The organism is Streptomyces sp. NBC_00258 (genome assembly GCF_036182465.1).
Taxonomy (GTDB): domain Bacteria; phylum Actinomycetota; class Actinomycetes; order Streptomycetales; family Streptomycetaceae; genus Streptomyces.
In genome coordinates, this window is the sequence record NZ_CP108081.1 from 2,069,119 (window position 1) to 2,087,854 (window position 18,736).

An 18,736-nucleotide genomic window follows, 5' to 3' on the forward strand; every position below is an offset into this window, starting at 1 on the left:
GTGGTGCCGGAGGTGAACATGCAGGTGGAACAAGTGGTCATGCCCTGCTTCTACCATCCTGGTCCGGTCCGTGTCAGGCAGGTCAGGGACCGGTGGACTCGCCGGTGGTCAGCCGGACCACGTTCGACCGCTCGCCGTAGGTGAAGGCCCGGACCCGGTAGGACGCCTCCTTCTCGGTGGGCAGGGTGATCAGGCCCGTCGAATTGGTGTCGGGATCGAGGACCACGACGGGTTCGTGGGCCGAGCCCGTCCTCGTACGGGCCTCCAGCAGGAACCCCGCCTCGTCGGAGGCATGGTCCGTCCATGTGAAGAGGATGCCGTTCGCATGCTTGACCGTGGCCTTGAACCCGGTGGGGGCTCCCGCACCTGTGGAACGGAGCGGTCGGCCGGGGACCGTCCGCTCCGGATCCCTGCGAGCGGGCAGCCAGTCGTGGCTGGAGTTCTCGTCCGCCGCCGTCAGTTCCCCCTTCGGTAGAGTGACGGTCACCGGCTCCGAAGCAGGACCGCGAAAGGCGCGCAGCCGGTAGAAGAAGGTGGTGTTCGGGATCAGGTCGGGGTGCCGATAGCTCGTCACCCGAGGCGGCAGATACCGCAGGACGGTGTACGGTCCCGACTCCTCCGTCGCGAATTCGAGGACGTGGCCGGAGGCACCCGAACCGCCGCCCTGCCAGCGCAGATCGATGTCGGTGGGTGTGGTGCGCTCGCCACGAAGCACGACTCCCGAGGCGGCATCGGCCTTCCCCGCCACAGGGTGCCGGGCGGTCGCGGGACGACTGTCCGCCTCGCCCTCGTCCGTCGTCCGGGTGGCGGAGCAGGCCGACAGCGCCAGGACGAGAGCGAGGACGAACGCTGTCGACGCTGCGATGCGTACGGGGACGCTCATGGGTTCTCGGCTACTTGCGCCAGAAGCGGACGTTGCTCCACACGACGGTGGCCGGCCCGTTGCCGCTGTTGGTGCGGTAGGCGCCGAACTTGTCGTAGAAGCTGCCGCCGGGGCTCGCGTAGGTGTGCTGGAGCGAGCCGTTGATGTACGTGCGGTGCGAACTGCCCACCTGGTGAACGGTGTTGACACGGACCGTGGCGCCGACCGTGCCGGCGTTCGACAGCGTGTCGCCGCCGTGGACCGCGTACAGGCGCCCGCCGCGTTCGACGGCGAGCATGAAGTACGGTCCTGCCGCGGACTCGTTGAAGGTCTGCTTGAGGCTGATCCGGGTGCCGCTGAGACTGCTGATCCGGAAGTGGCCCTCGAACTGGCGGGTGCCGCCGGTGTAGGTGGCGTACCGCCGCTCGGCCCGCTGATCGCCACTGGCCGTCGAGCAGGTGAGCCGGAAGGTCAGTCCGTCGACCTGTCCGCAGCCTCGCTCCTGGACGGTGTGGGTCGGAGAGACCGAGGTCCAGCCGCCGGGTTCCACCTCGGCGACGGCGTTCGGCAGGGCCAGGAACGTTGAAGCGCACACCGCACCGGTCACGGTGAGCGCCCGAAAGCGCGTGAGCATGTCGGCTCCTTGGGCGTGGGGGGCTCAGTCGATATTCATGGACATGAACGATGACTGCCTTTTTGAACGACTGACTGGAAGGTAGGACTAGACCAACAGGCCGTCAAGAGGCCCACGTGCACCGGCTGTTCATCCCTGGGACCCGTCACGGCCGACGAACCATCAGGTCATCCGTCCCGGACTCTTGACTCCGTTCACCGCAGTCGCGATTCTCGACCCATCGTTTGCACGAGTCATGACAACCAGTCGTGGGGTGTCGAACCCCGGCTTGCTGGCTCATCGACTGCGCTGTCCGCCGACCGAAGACGTGGGTGATGACCATGACTCAACAGCCGCACCACAGGCGCAGACCCGTCACGGTTCTGTCGTTGCTCCTGCTCGTCATGGCCGTGACGCTCGGGCCCACCCCCAGTTCCGCGGCAGGGACCGACTGGTGGAACCCGGTCGCGCGGCCGGCACCGGACTCGCAGATCGGTGTCACCGGCGAGCCCTTCAAGGGGACCAACTCCCAGGGCGAGGTACGCGGGTTCGTCGACGCGCACAACCACATCATGGCCAACGAGGCCTTCGGCGGCCGGCTCATCTGCGGCAAGCCGTTCTCCGAGGCGGGAGTGGCCGACGCGCTCAAGGACTGCCCCGAGCACTATCCCGACGGCTCGCTCGCGATCTTCGACTTCATCACCAACGGCGGCGACGGCAAGCACGACCCCGACGGCTGGCCCACGTTCAAGGACTGGCCGGCCTACGACTCGCTGACCCACCAGCAGAACTACTACGCCTGGGTGGAGCGGGCCTGGCGCGGCGGCCAGCGCGTACTCGTCAACGACCTCGTCACCAACGGCGTGATCTGCTCGGTCTACCCCTTCAAGGACCGCAGCTGCGACGAGATGACCTCCATCCGTCTGCAGGCCAAGCTGACGTACGACATGCAGGCCTACATCGACAAGATGTACGGCGGCACGGGCAAGGGCTGGTTCCGGATCGTCACCGACAGCGAGCAGGCCCGCAGCGTCGTCGAGCAGGGCAAGCTGGCCGTCGTCCTGGGCGTCGAGACGTCCGAGCCGTTCGGCTGCAAGCAGATCCTCGACATCGCCCAGTGCGACAAGGGCGACATCGACGCCGGCCTGGACGAGCTGTACGACCTGGGCGTACGCAGCATGTTCCTCTGCCACAAGTTCGACAACGCGCTCTGCGGGGTCCGTTTCGACGAGGGCGGCCTCGGTACGGCGATCAACGTCGGCCAGTTCCTGTCGACCGGCACCTTCTGGCAGACGGAGAAGTGCAAGGGCCCGCAGCACGACAACCCGATCGGGGGCGCGGCGGCACCGAGCGCGGAGGAAGAGCTGCCGGCAGGGGTCGAGGTCCCGTCGTACAACGACGACGCCCAGTGCAACAAACGCGGGCTGACCGAGCTGGGCGAGTACGCCGTACGCGGCATGATGCAGCGCAAGATGATGCTCGAGGTCGACCACATGAGCGTCAAGGCCACCGGCCGGGCCCTCGACATCTTCGAGTCGGAGTCCTACCCCGGCGTGCTCTCCTCGCACAGCTGGATGGACCTCAACTGGACCGAGCGCGTCTACGGTCTCGGCGGCTTCATCGCCCAGTACATGCACGGATCCGAGGGGTTCAGCGCGGAGGCGGACCGCACCAAGGCGCTGCGCGAGAAGTACGACGTCGGATACGGCTACGGAACCGACATGAACGGCGTCGGCGGCTGGCCGGCCCCGCGCGGCGCGGACGCCTCGAACCCCGTGACGTACCCCTTCCGCAGCACCGACGGCGGCTCGGTCATCGACAAGCAGACGACCGGTTCGCGCACCTGGGACCTGAACACCGACGGCGCCTCGCACTACGGGCTGGTCCCGGACTGGATCGAGGACATCAGACAAGTCGGCGGCCAGGACGTCGTGGACGACCTCTTCCGGGGCGCCGAGTCGTATCTCGACACCTGGGGCGCGTCCGAGGGGCACAAGGCGGGGGCGAACCTCGCCAAGGGCTCGTCCGCGTCGGCCAGTTCGTCGGAGTCCAACCCGTTCACGAGCTACGCCCCCGGCCGGGCCGTGGACGGGAACACGGACACCCGTTGGGCGAGCGACTGGAGCGACGACCAGTGGCTCCGGATCGACCTCGGCTCCACGAGCACGGTCAAGCGTGTCACCCTCGAATGGGAGCGCGCCTACGGGAAGTCGTACCGCGTCGAGGTTTCCAAGGACGGCACCACCTGGCAGTCCGTCTGGTCCACCACCGCAGGCGACGGCGGTCTGGACACGGCCCGGTTCAACGGCGTGCCGGCCCGCTATGTGCGGATCCACGGGCTGGACCGGGGCACCGACTGGGGCTACTCCCTTCAAGAGGTGGGCGTCTACAGCAGCTGACGCCCACCGGAACGAAGGGAACACCCATGGCACGGATGCCGTCGGCCGAACGGCGTCGGCAGCTCACCGAAGCGGCCATCCGCGCGATGACCCGGGACGGCGTCTCCAGGACGACGACCCGGTCCATCGCCGCGGAGGCCGGTCTGTCCCTGAGCGTCTTCCACTACTGCTTCGACTCCAAGCAGGCCCTGATCGAGTCCGTCATCACGACGATCACCGAGCACTCCGTCACGGTGGTCAGGGAAGCGATCAGGCCGAAGGCCACCCTTCGGGAGACCGTCCGGGCCGGCTTCCAGGCCTACTGGGACCATGTGTCCGCGCATCCCGGCGAGCACATGCTCACGTACGAGCTGACGCAGTACGCCCTGCGTCAGCCGGGGTTCGAGCATCTGGCACGGCGGCAGTACCAGCTGTACTGCGACGCCTACACCGAGCTCATCGAACAGCTCGCCCGTGGCATGGACTTCGAACTGCGCGTCCCGGTCCCCGTGCTGGCCCGCTACCTGGCCGCCATGACCGACGGGCTGACCCTGAACTTCCTCGTGCTGGGCGACGACGCGGCCTGGGCGGACATCCTCGACACGATCACCGACCATGTGGCGGGCCTCGTTCGCGACGCGGACGAAATCCGGCCTCGTACAGGATCCGGGCCCGCCGGTTCCTCTTTTTCGTCCCCCTGATGTGACCCTTTACAAAAGGCCACTTGAGTGACGAAAGGCAATTGCAGTAAATGCAGCATGCATCAACAATGTTTCACCCAACGCCTCTTTGTGCTCCTGTGCGCCCCCACGGAAAGTGGATCTGGCGAGCCGACAGCAGTTGAACTGGGCAGGACATGACTCAAGCACCGAGCCGGTGGCACGTTCACCGATTTACGTGAGTCGACTGAGGCAGGTGGTATTCGATGAGCGAAGCCATGCCCGAACCGGATCGACTATGGACTGTGGGCACTGCGCCAGGCATATTCCCGAGCATCAGCCACGGTATCGCTTTGTTCCGTCGGCCGTTGGCTTTTCTGAATTCCCTGCCTGCCCGGGGCGATCTGGTCGAGATACGCCTGGGCCCGCTGCGGGCCTGGATGGTGTGCCACCCGGAGCTGGTGCACCAAGTGCTCATGGACGCGCGCACCTTCGACAAGGGAGGTCCGCAGTACGACAGGCTCCGGGCCCTGATGGGTGACGGTGTGGTCACCTGCCGCCAGGAGGTTCACCGACGGCAGCGCACGTTGCTCCAGCCGGACTTCCGCGCCTCCCGTGTCGCCGACTACACGGAACTGATGGGCGAGGAGGCCGAGTCGGTGTGCCGCACATGGCGGCCCGGGCGGACGATCGACGTCAGCGCGGCGATGATGGCCCTGACGACAAGGGTGACCAGCCGCGTCCTCCTCTCGGACTCGCTCGACGACGCCAGGGCCGCCCAGATGCGGAACGCTCTCGGCACCATCGTCCGTGGCCTGTTCGTCCGCACGGTCGTGCCGGTCGACGCCCCGTTCCGTGTCCCCACACCGGCGAACCGTCGCTATCGGCGTGCGGTCGACCGCCTGCACGGGATCATCGACTCCGTCATCGCGGAGCGGCGGCGGGGCACTCCCCGCGACGACCTTCTGGGGACCCTGCTGACGGCCGCGCGCGACGGGGGCGAGGGCGCAGCGGTCACCGAACAGGAAGTCCACGACCAGCTCATCACGCTCCTGCTCACAGGCGTGGAGACCACCGCGCTCTGCATCGCCTCCACGTTCAGCCTCCTGGCACAGCACCCGGAGCCCGAGCACCGCCTGCACTCCGAGGTCGACACCGTGCTCGCCGGGCGGCGACGGCCCGACCTCGACGACCTGTCGAGGCTCGTCCACACCCGAGCCGCCGTCACCGAGACGCTGCGCCACTCCCCACCGGGCTGGCTCTTCACCCGCGTCACGACCAGGGAGACGGAGCTCGCCGGGTGCCGGCTCCCCCGGGGCGCCACCGTCCTGTACAGCCCCTACCTCCTGCACCACGATCCCGCCTCGTTCCCCGACCCCGAACTGTTCCTGCCCGAGCGCTGGTTGCCGGGCTCGGAGCAGATCACTGCCGTACAGCACCGCGCGATGCTCCCCTTCGCCACAGGAAGCCGCAAGTGCATCGGGGACGCGTTCGCAATGGCGGAGGCCACGGTTGCCGTTGCGACCATCTCCGGTCGGTGGCGGCTGCGCCACCCGCCCGGACCGGTCGAACAACCGCGCCCCGCCGTGACATTGGGTCCGAGGTCGCTGCCGATGATCTGTGAACCACGCTCACCCGTACCGGCCGGCACACCGCCTCGCGCCCGTTCTCTCGTTCCCCGAACCACGGTGACATCCCGCACACAGGACCCTCGAACGGCAGGTGACAACGGTGTCGACGACGCATGAGGAAATCACGGTCGCCCTGCGAGAAGAAATTCCGGCGGACAACTTGAAGGACCTCATCGACGCCAATCTCCACATGCCGTTCCCTTTCCTGAGCAACCCCCACGAATCCGAATCGGCGGCAGGCGTCGACACATGGCTGCGTACCTGGGGGCTGACCGACGACCCGGCGGTGGCGGCCATGATCGCCAAAACTCGGCCGGCGGAACTCGCTTCCTACAACAGCCCGACCGTGGATCGCGACGTCCTTCAGATCGTGGCCAACCAAATCGCCTACCAGTTCGTCTTCGACGACCTGGCGGAGGAGGTCGGCCGACGGTGGCCGGGCCGCCTCCTGCCCATGCTCAGCGAGAGCGTCGGGATCCTGCGCGACGGCCAGCCGCCCAGCACCCCCCTCGGGGCGGCGCTGACCGACCTCTACCGCCAGGTACAGGAACGGTGCACGCCCGCACAAGCCGCGCGATGGGCTTGGAACAGCCGTGAGTACGTGCACGGGTTGCTGTACGAGGCGGTGGCCCAGTCGCACTCTCCTCCCGTGCGGATGGGGTTGTGCAACTCGATACGTTCACTCACGGCGGGCATCGAGCCGTTCTATCCGCTGTACGAAGCCGCGCAACCCTGCGAACTCGCCCCCGAGGACCTCCATCACGCCACGATGCGGCGCCTGAGGCGGCTGTCGGTCGATGCGGCAGTGTGGACAGCCGACCTCTTCTCCTCGGTGAAGGAGCAACGGGCGGGCGGAATGATCAATCTGGCCCTCGCCTACCAGCGTGCGAACCACTGCTCCCTGCCAGAGGCCGTCATGCTCGCCGTCCAACGGATCAACAGCACGATCCGCGAGTTCGAGCGGCTCTACAGGGAGACCGAGCCGGAACTGAGCCCGGCCGGCATCGGCTACATGGATGGCATGGCCGGCTGGATCCGCGGGTGTTACTACTGGTCTCGCTCCGTGCCACGCTACGCCGATGCGGCGGCGGCATACGTCCCACGAGCTGTCGCCCTCAACAACTGATCCCACAGGAAGGGCCAAATAAACAACATTACCTGAGGGGAAGGCGTCCAAACCGCTTCGTCGCATGATTCGCCCTTCCCTGTGTACTCATTGCTCAATACGACCACCCGATGTCCGCAAGGGCGTACGCTCGTCGCTGCCTTCCGAAGGATCAACGAACAGGAAGCGGTAGGGCATATGGCGCATGAGCTGCGGCAACCGGACCCCGAGAGCCATCTGTTGCTGGAGCGCCATAGGGAACTTCGTGCGATCGACGCCGCGTTGGCCGACCTCAGCGAAACAGGGGACGGTGTGCCGCGACCGCGGCACACCGGACTGCTCTCCTTCACCGGCTCGGCCGGGCTGGGCAAGACGGCGCTCATGACGGAGGCACGCGCCCGGGCCGTGGCACACGGGTTGACGGTGTTCTCGGGCAAGGGCGGAGAGAAGGAGCAGGAGCTGGCCTTCCACGTGGTGCGCCAACTCGTGCAACCCGTCCTGGCGGCGATGGAGGAGACCGAGCGCCGGGCCTTCCTGGGGAGCTGGTACGACATCGTCGCCGCCGCGCTCGGTCTGGAGGCGACGGGCACCGCCCGGGTGCCGGACCCGACCGGAGTGCGCGACGGGCTCGACTGGGTCATGACGCGCCTCACGGTGATGAAGGCGCCCGTCATCCTGCTCCTGGACGACATGCACTGGGCCGATGTCGAGTCCCTGAACTGGCTCGCTTCCTTCGCCCCACGGGCCGAAGACCTCCCGCTGCTGATCATCGCGGCCTACCGGCCCGACGAACTGCCGAACGAGGCGGCGCCTTTCCGCACACTCGTCGAACGCCACCGGAACCGCCCCTACTCCCTCTCACCGCTCACGTCCGCGAGCGTGGCACGCATCGTCAGGGACGAGGTGGGCGAGGGAGCCGAGGACGAGTTCTGCGAAGAATGCTGGACGGCAACCGGCGGAAGCCCGTTCGAGACCGTCGAGCTCGCCATCCGACTCGGCGAGCGCCGCATGAAGGGCACACAGGCCGAGTTGTCCGCGATGCGGGACCTCGCCTCGGCGGTCAAGGGACCCGGGCTGCTCGACCGGCTGCACCGGCTCGGTACGACCACCGTCCGCTTCGCGTGGGCCGCGGCCGTCCTCGGTACGTCGATCTCGCCGGACCTCGCCGCCACCATCGCCGTGGTCGGCAGCGAAGAGGCCGCCGAGGCGACCGAGAGGTTGCGCACCGCCCGGATCCTGAAGGACGCCCCAGGCCAGAGGGGCGGCCTGGAGTTCGTACACCCTCTGATCGCCACGGCGGTCTACCGGGACATCTCCGCGAGTCTGCGGGTCGGCCTGCACAATGCGGCGGCGGAGGCGGTCCACGCCGCGGGGTTCGGGCCCACCGCGGCTTCCCGGCATCTGCTGGAGGTCCCGTGCGAGGGCAGGCCCGAGGCGGTCGCGTGCCTGCGGGAGGCCGCCCGGGAGTACCTCAGCGCCGGGGCTCCGGAGGCCGCCCGTCGCGTCCTGACCCGGGCTCTGCAGGAGCCGCCCCTTCCGGAGGACCGTGCGGAACTCCTCCACGAACTCGCGTGCTCGACCTTCCTGATCGAACCCGCGGCCACCGTCAGCCATCTCCGGGCGGCGCTGGCGGAGCCCGGCGTCGACCCCGATCTGCGCGCCTCCATCGTCTACCGGCTGACCCAGGCGCTGGCCCACCTCGACCGGGTGGCCGAGGCCGCGGCCGTGGCCGCCGACGAGGCGCGGCAGGCGACCAATCCGCGCATCCGGCTGCGCATGCAGGCCGACCACTTCGTATGGAGCGCGTTCCGTACCGACGAGCCCGACTCGTCCGCCCGCTCGCGCAGGCTGGCACGGCTGGCCGAGCGGCTGACCGGCCGTGGTCTGGAGGAGCGGTACATCCTGGGCCTGCGGTCCTGGGACGCCATGATGCGAGGCGAGCCGCGACAAACCGTTCTTGAGTGTGCCGAGGAGTCACTGCGGGGCGGGCTGAGCTGGACCTCTGAGAACCGGGGCTTCGAGCTGCCCGTTTCCGTCGCCCTCGTCTTCATGTACTGCGACCAGCCACGACGGGCCGAGGAACTCTTCACCAAGGGGATGGCCGAGTGCGAGACCAAAGGCTGGCGCGGCTCCCACCTTGCCGTCGGCCAGACCCTCTTCGGCTACATCCGCTACCGCCGCGGATGCCTCACCGAGGCAGAGGAATTCGTACGTGAGGGACTGCGCACCGCCGACCGGGTGGAAGGAGCGGTGCCCGCCCAGTGGTTCGCCATCGGCATCCTCATTCAGGTCCTCCTCGCCCGAGGGCGGACCGACGAAGCGCGGCAGCTCGCCGACTTCTACCACTACGGCGAGGTCGTCCCGAACGCCGTCATCTACCCGGATCCCCGCACGGTGTACGCCGAACTGCTCCTGGCCGAGGGCAGGCGCTCCGAAGCCGAGGAGTTGTTGTCCGCGGTCGGCGAATGGCTGGAGTCACGATCCTGGCGCAACCCGACGTGGTGCCCCTGGCAGCTGAATCTGGCGTCCGCCGTCGTCCACACCGCTCCCGACCGGGCGATCCGTCTCGCCCAGGACGCCGTCAAGCGGGCCCGTGACTTCGGTGCGGCATCCGCGATCGGCCAGGCGCTCCACACCGAGGCCGAGGTGACCGGCGGGCCCGCGGCGCTGGACCTGTACACGGAGGCGGTCGAGCATCTGGAACGGTCGCCCGCCTCGTACGAGTTGGCCCGTGCGCTGGTCGGTCACGGGGCCGCGCTCTCCCGGAACGGCAGGCTGCAGGAAGCCGCGGACCGTCTCTACCAAGGTCAGGAAGGCGCCGTCCACTGCGGTGCCGAGGCTCTGGCGACCCGGGCCAGGGCAGAACTCTCGGCAGCCGGACTGCGGCCACTGCCCCTTCGCTACGGGCAGACGGACACGCTCACCGCTCCGGAACGCAAGGCCGCCGAGATGACGGCCCAGGGGCTCCCGGCGGCGGTGGTCGCGAAGGCGCTGAGCCTCACCGAGCAGGGAGTGACGCGACTGCTCTCCTCGGTCTACCGCAAGATCGGCACCGACGCCGCCGGCCTCGCCAGAGCCCTGGAGACCTTCCCTCGCCCTCGTCCGTGACCTGATGGTCCGGAGCCCCGGGTCGGGACCGTCCCGACGCGCGGTCCCAAGCCTCCGACCTCTTCTCCCAGCGGCTCACCCACGCGGGACGGCCACACCGGCCGCCGCCCCGCGGGTGGGTCGATGGTGTCGTTCTTCGACAAAGCCGAGCAGGCCGTCGTCCGCGAGGCGTGCTTCACCCTGGAGCTGCCGCCCGACGAGTTCGACCTCTGACCGGAACGCCCTCCGCAGGCCGGGCCGCCGCACTCCCAAGGGCGACGGCCCGGCCTGTCGTCACCCGGAGGGCCTGACCGGCCAAGGGCTCAGAGTGGTGTCGCGGCGTGCAGGATGAGGAACATCGTCACGGCGGAGTTGGCCGACGACATCGCGGAGAGTGCCGTACCGACGGCCGCCGCCCATGTCGCCATGCCCACCGTGGTGAACAGGGAGGGCCAGTTGCGTACGGCGGGCGCGGGTTCCAGGAGAGCCGCCACCCGGCGGGGCACCGGGCCCGGTGGGGCGAAGCCGGCGAGTGTCGGGAGTGAGGTGCCCCGGGACACCAGCGCCGCCTTGCCGATCGCGCACGCCACGACCCTGCGGCTGCCCACGGCGTGGGCCGCCTCCTCGTCGGCCCAGCGTTCCGCCGTGTAGGAGACCGCCGTACGCAGGGGTCGCAGGAACGGGTTGGCGCGGGCCGCGAGTTGTACGACCAGGAGGAAGCGGTGATGGCGGGCCGTCAGATGTGCGCGCTCGTGGGCGAACAGGGCGCGCCGTTCGGCGGGTTGGAGGCAGGACAGCAGGGCCGTGGTGACCACGACCCGGTCCCGGTCTCCACCGGGCAGGGCGTACGCGTAGGGCGCCTCGTCGGGCAGCACCGCGACCCCCGTACCGGGCAGTCCGGCCAGCGCGCGGTGGGCGCGGCGGCGCACCCTGCCGTGCCTCCACAGCGTTCCCACGCACACCACGGCCACCGCCAGAAGAGCGGGGATGGCCGCTCGTCCGGCGATCTCGTCGTACGGGACGGCCGCGCGCACCTCGGGGTCCGACCATCCGTCGGGGAGCGGGTTTCCGGGCAGTTGCGCGGTGCCGACGACCATCAGCAGCGCCAGGCACACCGTGCTGCAGACGGCCATGACACCGGCCACGCCGGTCAGCAGCCGGGTGGCGGTGAGCGGATGCAGGCGCTGCTCGGCCAGCCGGGCGATCGGCCAGGCCGTCAGGGGCAGGACCAAGGGCAGAAAGACGAACACCCCCATGAGGCTTCAGTCTTCCCTCTCCGTCTCGGGGTGTCCGAGCAGTTCACGCAGCAGCCGCTCGTCGTCCGGCGAGAGCGCGGTGACGAAGCTGGCCAGCACCGCCTCCCGGTCCGGTTCGCCGTCCAGCACCTTGCGCATCTTCCGCGCGGCGAGTCCCGCCTCGTCCGACGCGGGTGTCCACGCGAACGACCGTCCCGCGCGCTCCCGGGTCACCGCGCCCTTGGCCAGCAGCCGGGTGAGGATCGTGATCACGGTCGTGTAGGCGAGATCCCCGCCGAGGCGGTCCTGGACCCAGCCCGCCGTCGCCGGCCCCTCCGCCTCCCGCAAGGCCGACAGGACCTGCATCTCCAGCTCACCCTGTCCCCGCCGCCGGGGACGTCGCCGGTGATCCGTCACGCCCTGTCTCCCTTCCGCTGCCGCGCACTTCACGGGTGGTCCATCGTATAGAGATCCGCTCGCGCTTCACTCGCCCGCGAACCGCTCCTTCGTTCGGGACGGCCTCGCGAGCGATTGCGGCCGACTCGCCTCCCATATTTCTACAGTGATGTAGATTTATTTTCGGGTCCACCAGACGGACCCGGCACCGCACAACCGAGCATGAAGGAGAGCAGCGTGGGAGTTTCCCTGTCCAAAGGCGGCAATGTCTCGCTCAGCAAGGAGGCTCCGGGCCTCACCGCGGTCCTGGTCGGCCTGGGCTGGGACGTCCGGACGACGACGGGCACCGACTACGACCTCGACGCCTCCGCGCTGCTGCTGAACGAGGCCGGAAAGGTCGCCTCCGACACGCAGTTCGTCTTCTACAACAACCTCACCAGCCCTGACGGGTCGGTCGAGCACACCGGTGACAACCTCACCGGTGAGGGCGAGGGCGACGACGAGGTCATCAAGGTGAACCTCGCCGGCGTGCCCGCCGACGTCACCCGGATCGTCTTCCCGGTGTCCATCCACGACGCCGAGAACCGCGGCCAGAGCTTCGGCCAGGTCCGTGGCGCCTTCATCCGGATCGTCAATCAGGCCGGCGGCGCCGAGATCGCCCGCTACGACCTGTCCGAGGACGCCGCCACCGAGACCGCGATGGTCTTCGGCGAGCTGTACCGCAACGGCGCGGAGTGGAAGTTCCGTGCCGTGGGCCAGGGTTACGCGTCCGGCCTGGCCGGAATCGCCTCCGACTTCGGCGTCGGAGTCTGAGACAGCGGCTCGCGCCCTCCGTATCCACGGGCCCGTCCCCTTCACCGGGGGCGGGCCCGTACCCCGCCTGAAGCGGGGCCGCACCTCCATCGTTCGAGCCACCCAGGGAGACCACTTGCCCGGCCCGCCCCGCCTCCGCCCGGAGGACCGAGCGGACTTCGAGGACGTACTGCGCCAGGCGCTGAGCACGACGGACATCCGTACGGCGCTGCTCGCCGATCCCACGAGCGCGACCGCCACACGGCTGCGCGCACAGGCGCTTCGGGCCGTGGACGAGATCACGGCGGCGGCCGGTGACGAGTACCGTGAGTACCTCGCCGCGCGTACGACCGTGGAGCACAACCGGCAGTCCCGCACGACCGTGGCGCACGGTGGGCAGTCCCGGCCTGCCAGCCCCAGAGCCTTGTTGCCCGCACTCGCCGCGCTCACTCCGCCGATCGCCGCCACGGCGGCGGCGGTCCTGCTCGTGCTCGGGTACAGCCTTCGGCTCGCCGACGCGCAGGGCCCGACGGGCGGTTCGCTGGTCACCGCCGGCTGGGTGTTCGCGCTCATCGCGGCCGCGAGCACCCTCGCCGGGCTGACCGCCCTGCTGTGCACCGCGTTGCGCACCCGCCCCGGACACGGCGACCGGACCGGGGCGTCGGCCCGTAACCTGCACCATGCCCGTGCGAGGTGGCAGCGGGCGCTGCTGGAGCGCGGCGCGCTGCCCTACCTCCGCCGGCAACTCGCCGCCACTCGCTTCGACTGACTCCCCGCGCCGCCCGCCACCGCTTCACCCCTCCCCGTTGTGCTCGCGCCCCGACCGGCCCGGGCAGAGAAGAAGGCAGGACCCGAATGTTCGGACTGAGCGAAATCGCGATCATCCTCGTCGTCGTCATCCTCGTCCTCGCCGCCAAGAAGCTTCCCGACCTTGCCCGTTCGGCAGGCAAGTCGGCCCGCATCCTCAAGGCCGAGGCCGCGGCGGCGCAGGACGAGCCGGCCGGGCAGACGGCTCCCCGCGTCATCCCGGGCGAGACCGTCGGCCCTCAGCACGGCACCGCTCCCACCGACACCGCCCGGCCCTCCGCAGCGCCCGACCCCATACAGCCGGACTCCGGCCAGTCCCGTCCGCGGGACTGAGGCCGCGCGTCACGGTCACCGATCACGGATCCCCAGGGCACGCAGCAGCATGGGGAGTGAGCGGTACAGCTCACGCTTCCAGTACGCGGGCGAGTGCGTCCCGGCGTAGAAGTGGGTGGTCACCGGAGTTCCGAAGGACTCCAGGCGGGTGGCCAGAGACCGGGACTGGCGCTGCATCAGGGTCTCCGTGGGGGAGATCGCGTCCTCGGGGAACGGGTCGGCAGGGTCCTCGAGACCCGGGATCTCCACGTCCGGTGGGGTGCCGGGCGGGTCGAGGACACCTGCCGTGCCGTCGCCGCCGGAGAGGTGGACCGGGGTGGTGCGCAGCCGGTCGGCCAGGTAATAGGGGTCGTGGGCCTGCCAGTTGGCCCGTTGGGCGACCGGATCGCCCCACAGCGCCGTCCAGTCCAGGCCGAGGTAGGTCATCCCGGCCCGGACCGCGTGCGGATGCCGCAGCGGATGCACGAATCCGCTGTAGCTCGCGACCGCCCGGAACAGCCCGGGGTGGCGTGCCGCGTAGGACAGGGCACCGAATCCGCCCTGCGACTCCCCCGCGGCCACGCGCCGGACGCCCGCTCCGTAGCGGCGCTCCAGAAGGGGGCGTACTTCCCTGAGATGGAAGGTCTCGACCGCCGGCGGACCGCCCTCGCCGCTGTTGAACCAGTCGCTGTAGAAGCCGAACAGCGGCATCTCCGGCATCACGACCAGTACGTCCCGCAGGTCGGGCAGTGGCTGGAGACAGGCGTCGTAGTCCTCGGTCCAGGCCCTGTAGTTGCCGTCGCCGCCGACCAGCAGGTAGAGCGTCGGCCAGGTCTCGCCGGGCCGTCGCTCCTCCCAGCCGTCCGGGGTCAGGAGCCGGACCTTCGCGGTGCGGCCCAGCGCGGGCGAGTCCACCGTGAGATCGACCAGGCGCTCACCGACTTCCTCCTCGGCGATGATCCGGGCGCCGTGCGGCGCGGAAGCGGTCGCCTCGGCGCGCGTGGCGGACACCGCCGCCAGCAGCAGGAGTTCGACGATCACCAGGGCGAGCAGGGTGCGTGGGCGAGCGGCGCTCGATGGCATGGGCGCTCCTCCGTTCAGTCGTACTCGGCTCGTGTCGTACTGGGCTGTTGGGTGCGAGTCGGCGGATGCCGGTCGTGGGGCCGTCAGACGTCGCGGCCGCGCAGAACCCCGGTCGCGAGCAGGAGCAGTGCCGTCGTGTAGCCCGCCACCAGCAGCAGGGACGGCCAGGGGCCGAGGCTGCCGACGGTTTCCGCGGTCGCGTCCGAGGTCTGGATCAGCTTCTCCAGGGCGCTCGTCGGGGAGACGCCCGCGATCCAGCGCTGGGCGTCGCCGAAGAGCGGGCCGAGGAGGGAGGGCAGGAGCAGTACGCCGATGACGGTGGTGACGGCTCCCGCGGAGTGGCGTACGAGGGTGCCGACCGCGAGGCCGAGGAGCCCTGCGACGGCGAAAGAGGCGGCGATGCCGAACAGGGCCGGCAGTGGCTCGCCCTGGGCATAGCGGTCGTTGTCGAGCATCGCGCCACCGATCAGGTAGGCGAGGGTGCAGGAGATGAGGGCCAGGACGTACATCAGGGCCGCGATCAGGGCGGCCTTCGCGGCGAGCACGGTGGCGCGGCGCGGGTTGGCGGCGAAGGTGGTTCGGGCGGTGCCGCTGCCGTACTCACCCGTGATCAGCAGGGCACCGACCACCGCGGCCAGCATCTGGGCGGGGACGGAAGCGGTGAGGCTGCCGCCGAGCACCGTGTCGTCCGGCTGCAGGCTCTCGGTCGCGGCCACGAACACCGCACCCAGCACGGGCACGACGGCGGTCGCGAGTGTCGTCCAGACCGTGGAGCGCACGCTGTTGAACTTGATCCATTCATGGGCGAGGGCCTGTGGGAAGCCGGCCCGGGCGGTGGTGAGGGTCGCGGTCGCCATCAGACAGTCTCCTTCCGGATCCGGACCTCGCTCGTCCGGTACTTCGTCCGGTACTCGGCCGAGTCCTGGGACAGGGCCGTGTAGACCTCCTCCAACGAGGAGTGGGCAGGGGTGAGTTCATGGATCGCGAGACCGTGGTCGCGGGCCACGTCACCGATGGCCGCGGCGTCCGGACCGTCCACCCGCCAGCCGCCCCTCGGGTCGAGACGGACGTCGGCGCCCTTCTCCTCCAGCAGGCCCCGCAGCTTCTCGGGTTCCGGGGAGCGGACGAGCGTATGGGCGCGGGAGTTGGTCTCGATGAAGTCGCGCATCGTGGTGTCGGCGAGGAGCCGACCGCGTCCGATGACGACCAGATGGTCGGCGGTCAGCTCCATCTCGCTCATCAGATGGCTGGAGAGGAAGACCGTACGGCCCTGCGCGGCAAGGGACTTCATCAGATCGCGGATCCAGCGGATGCCCTCGGTGTCCAGCCCGTTCACCGGCTCGTCGAGGATCAGCACCTCCGGATCACCGAGCAACGCGGCGGCGATACCGAGCCGTTGGCCCATGCCGAGCGAGAAGCCACTGAACCGGCGTCCCGCGACCTCGGTCAGACCGGTCAGGTCCAGCACCTCGTCGACGCGGCGGCGCGGGATACGGTTGCTCGCCGCGAGCCCGGCCAGATGCCGGTACGCCGAACGCCCGCCGTGCGCGCCCTTCGCGTCCAGCAGCGAGCCGACGGCACACAGGGGCGCGGCGAGTTCGGCGTAGGGCTTCCCGCCGACCGTGACCGCGCCGGACGTGGGCGCGTCCAGGCCGAGGATCAGTCGCATGGTGGTGGATTTTCCGGCGCCGTTCGGGCCGAGGAAGCCGGTCACCCGGCCGGGCCGGACCGTGAAGGACAGCTGGTCGACGGCGGTCTTGTCGCCGTACCTCTTGGTGAGTTCGCGTGCCTCGATCATGCCTTCGACGGTAGGGAGCGGCGACACCCCGGACATCCGTCGCCGGGAGGCGGCCGCTACTCCCGCGGAAGTACCCTCACCGCTCCCCCGCCCGGACCAGCCCCGTCTCGTACGCCAGCACCACCAGCTGCGCCCGGTCACGCGCTCCCAGCTTGGTCATCGCCCGGCTGACGTGGGTCTTCGCGGTCAACGGGCTCATGATCAGCCGCCGGCCGATCTCCTCGTTGCTCAGTCCGGCCGCGACAAGGGCCATCACCTCTCGCTCGCGGTCGGTGAGCACGGCCAGCCGCTCGGCGCCGGCCGCCTCCGGAGCCCTCAGCCGGGCGAACTCCTCGACGACCGACCGCGTGACCGCCGGAGCGAGGAGGCTCTGTCCGGCCGCGACCCTACGGATCGCCGCGCGCAGCCCGTCCGGCTCGATGTCCTTCAGCAGAAAGCCCGCGGCGCCGTGCCGCAGCGCCTCGAAGACGTACGCGTCGACCTGGTAGGTGGTGAGCATGACGACGCGTACTCCGTCGAGGGTGCGGTCGGCTGCGATGCGGCGGGTGGCCTCGATGCCGTCGACGCCGGGCATCCGGATGTCCATCAGGACCACGTCGGGCCGGGTCAGCCGGACCGCCTCGACGGCCTGCGTCCCGTCGGCCGCCTCCGCGACCACCACCAGGTCGTCGGTCAGGTCCAGCAGGGCCCGGAAGCCGGCCCGTACGACGGTCTGGTCGTCGGCGAGCACCACGCGCACGGTCATGGCCGTCCTCCACGGAGTGCCTCGGCCGGGAGTACGACCGGGAGTGAGGCCCGTACCCGGAAGCCGCCGCCGGACACCGGACCGTACTCGACGCTGCCGCCGACCGCGGCGGCCCGCTCCCGCATGCCCACGAGTCCGAAGCCTCCGGTCGCCGGCCGGAACGGTGGTTCGACCTCCGACGGTGGCCCGATCTGCGAGGGTGGTCCGTCGTCCACGATCTCCACGCACAGCCGGTCGTCGTGCCGGGCGACCGAGACCGCCGCGTGCCGTGCGCCGGAGTGCTTGACCACATTGGTCAGCGCCTCCTGCACGATCCGGTACGCCGCCAGCTCGACCATCGGCGAGAGCCCGTCCGCCGGGCCGTCGTGGCGCAGCACCGAGTCCACGCCGCTGTCGCTGAACCGGCCGACCAGTTCGGGCAGTTGGGCGAGTCCCGGAGCGGGCGCCGTGGAGTCGCGGTCGTGGTCGCGCAGCACGGTGACGGTGGCCCGCAGTTCCCCCACGGCCTCCTTGCCCGAGTCGCGTACCTGTCGCATCGCCTGCCGGGAGACCTCCGGGCGGGTGTCGAGTGCGTCGAGGGCGACTCCGGCCTGCACCGTCATCGCGGTCACCGTGTGCGCGACGATGTCGTGCAGTTCGCGGGCGATGCGCAGCCGCTCCTCGTGCACCCGGCGCGCCGCCTCCCGCTCCCGCTCCTCCTCCGCACGGACGGCCCGGGCCGCGTACTCGTCCATCAACTGCCGCCGCGTACGGATGACTTCGCCGAGGAGCAGGGGCACCAGGGGCCAGATCATCTCCAGCATCGGCAGCCCCTGCGGGTTGGCCACGTCACGACCCACCCGCAGCGCGACCGCGCCCGAGACGAGGGACGCGACGAGCCCGGTCCACAGGGTGCGCCGCCGGTCGCCCAGCACCGCGACGGTGTACAGGGCGACGATCACGGGCAGGTTGAGCAGTTCCCCGATGTGGCCGTGCAGTGCCCAGCCCGCGCACGCGGCGCCCGTGACGATCGCGACCGGGACCGGCCACCGCCGGCGCCAGACGAGGGCGAGCAGGGAGACCGCGAGCAGCAGCCAGGTGAGCCCGTCCGCCTGCTGGTAGTCGGGGTCGTTGGACGCGGCGTCGGGCGCCGTGAACAGCCCGACCATGGCGACCACCAGCAGATCCGTGGTCAGCGGCGGAAGTGATCGCGCCCGCTCCACCAGTCCGTCGAAGGTCGTCACGTCATCACCG

The 18,736-nt window shown here is 69.9% G+C and carries 17 protein-coding genes and 1 pseudogene; 9 read left to right on the forward strand and 9 right to left on the reverse strand.

What is annotated here, in order from left to right:
• Positions 1 to 82: 82 nt before the first annotated feature.
• Positions 83 to 883 (reverse strand): fibronectin type III domain-containing protein, encoded by an 801-nt coding sequence (locus OG718_RS09595; RefSeq protein ID WP_328843908.1) that lies wholly within the window; start codon positions 881 to 883, stop codon positions 83 to 85.
• A 10-nt stretch (positions 884 to 893) separates the two neighbouring features.
• The gene (locus OG718_RS09600; protein WP_143641176.1) at positions 894 to 1,496 is read right to left on the reverse strand and encodes a LamG domain-containing protein; all 603 of its coding nucleotides are present in this window, start codon (positions 1,494 to 1,496) and stop codon (positions 894 to 896) included.
• 320 nt (positions 1,497 to 1,816) lie between these two features.
• On the opposite strand from OG718_RS09600, the gene OG718_RS09605 reads away from it, so the two are divergent.
• From OG718_RS09605 to OG718_RS09630, 6 genes and pseudogenes are all read left to right on the forward strand, one after another.
• Positions 1,817 to 3,874, forward strand: a complete 2,058-nt coding sequence (locus tag OG718_RS09605; protein ID WP_373466116.1) for a galactose-binding domain-containing protein — start codon at positions 1,817 to 1,819, stop codon at positions 3,872 to 3,874.
• 26 nt (positions 3,875 to 3,900) lie between these two features.
• Complete coding sequence (locus OG718_RS09610; RefSeq protein ID WP_143641174.1) at positions 3,901 to 4,554, forward strand: TetR/AcrR family transcriptional regulator; 654 nt, start codon at positions 3,901 to 3,903, stop codon at positions 4,552 to 4,554.
• Between the two features lie 326 nt (positions 4,555 to 4,880).
• The gene (locus OG718_RS09615) at positions 4,881 to 6,260 is read left to right on the forward strand and encodes a cytochrome P450 (protein WP_260695503.1); all 1,380 of its coding nucleotides are present in this window, start codon (positions 4,881 to 4,883) and stop codon (positions 6,258 to 6,260) included.
• A complete protein-coding gene (locus OG718_RS09620; protein WP_306936040.1) occupies positions 6,244 to 7,269 on the forward strand; it encodes a (-)-alpha-amorphene synthase in 1,026 nt (341 codons plus the stop codon). Before OG718_RS09615 ends, OG718_RS09620 begins: the two co-directional genes overlap by 17 nt.
• A gap of 177 nt (positions 7,270 to 7,446) precedes the next feature.
• Positions 7,447 to 10,356 carry an ATP-binding protein gene (locus OG718_RS09625; protein WP_328843909.1) on the forward strand — a complete coding sequence of 970 codons (2,910 nt, stop codon included), beginning with the start codon at positions 7,447 to 7,449 and terminating at the stop codon, positions 10,354 to 10,356.
• Between the two features lie 135 nt (positions 10,357 to 10,491).
• Positions 10,492 to 10,569, forward strand: a pseudogene (locus OG718_RS09630) (Tellurite resistance TerB); the annotation flags it as partial.
• Between the two features lie 89 nt (positions 10,570 to 10,658).
• Here the strand turns inward: OG718_RS09630 and OG718_RS09635 are convergent.
• Positions 10,659 to 11,591, reverse strand: a complete 933-nt coding sequence (locus tag OG718_RS09635) for a M56 family metallopeptidase (RefSeq protein WP_328843910.1) — start codon at positions 11,589 to 11,591, stop codon at positions 10,659 to 10,661.
• Between the two features lie 6 nt (positions 11,592 to 11,597).
• Complete coding sequence (locus OG718_RS09640; RefSeq protein WP_186001339.1) at positions 11,598 to 11,987, reverse strand: BlaI/MecI/CopY family transcriptional regulator; 390 nt, start codon at positions 11,985 to 11,987, stop codon at positions 11,598 to 11,600.
• 216 nt (positions 11,988 to 12,203) lie between these two features.
• Between OG718_RS09640 and OG718_RS09645 the strand changes: the two genes are divergently transcribed.
• The 3 genes from OG718_RS09645 to OG718_RS09655 all read left to right on the forward strand — a co-directional run bounded on the left by OG718_RS09645 (position 12,204) and on the right by OG718_RS09655 (position 13,898).
• The gene (locus OG718_RS09645; protein ID WP_143641170.1) at positions 12,204 to 12,779 is read left to right on the forward strand and encodes a TerD family protein; all 576 of its coding nucleotides are present in this window, start codon (positions 12,204 to 12,206) and stop codon (positions 12,777 to 12,779) included.
• Between the two features lie 115 nt (positions 12,780 to 12,894).
• Complete coding sequence (locus tag OG718_RS09650; protein WP_143641169.1) at positions 12,895 to 13,527, forward strand: hypothetical protein; 633 nt, start codon at positions 12,895 to 12,897, stop codon at positions 13,525 to 13,527.
• An 86-nt stretch (positions 13,528 to 13,613) separates the two neighbouring features.
• Positions 13,614 to 13,898 carry a twin-arginine translocase TatA/TatE family subunit gene (locus tag OG718_RS09655; protein WP_143641168.1) on the forward strand — a complete coding sequence of 95 codons (285 nt, stop codon included), beginning with the start codon at positions 13,614 to 13,616 and terminating at the stop codon, positions 13,896 to 13,898.
• Positions 13,899 to 13,913: 15 nt separating this feature from the next.
• On the opposite strand, the gene OG718_RS09660 is transcribed toward OG718_RS09655, so the two are convergent.
• The 5 genes from OG718_RS09660 to OG718_RS09680 all read right to left on the reverse strand — a co-directional run bounded on the left by OG718_RS09660 (position 13,914) and on the right by OG718_RS09680 (position 18,726).
• Entirely contained in the window at positions 13,914 to 14,960 is a 1,047-nt protein-coding gene (locus OG718_RS09660; protein WP_143641167.1) for an alpha/beta hydrolase, read from the reverse strand.
• An 83-nt stretch (positions 14,961 to 15,043) separates the two neighbouring features.
• Positions 15,044 to 15,817 carry an ABC transporter permease subunit gene (locus OG718_RS09665; RefSeq protein WP_328843911.1) on the reverse strand — a complete coding sequence of 258 codons (774 nt, stop codon included), beginning with the start codon at positions 15,815 to 15,817 and terminating at the stop codon, positions 15,044 to 15,046.
• Entirely contained in the window at positions 15,817 to 16,758 is a 942-nt protein-coding gene (locus OG718_RS09670) for an ABC transporter ATP-binding protein (RefSeq protein WP_328843912.1), read from the reverse strand. Before OG718_RS09670 ends, OG718_RS09665 begins: the two co-directional genes overlap by 1 nt.
• 76 nt (positions 16,759 to 16,834) lie before the next feature.
• Positions 16,835 to 17,503 (reverse strand): response regulator, encoded by a 669-nt coding sequence (locus OG718_RS09675; protein ID WP_143641164.1) that lies wholly within the window; start codon positions 17,501 to 17,503, stop codon positions 16,835 to 16,837.
• Positions 17,500 to 18,726, reverse strand: coding sequence for a sensor histidine kinase (locus OG718_RS09680; RefSeq protein ID WP_328843913.1), 1,227 nt, complete (start codon positions 18,724 to 18,726; stop codon positions 17,500 to 17,502). The genes OG718_RS09675 and OG718_RS09680 overlap by 4 nt, the downstream gene beginning before the upstream one ends.
• Positions 18,727 to 18,736: the final 10 nt, after the last annotated feature.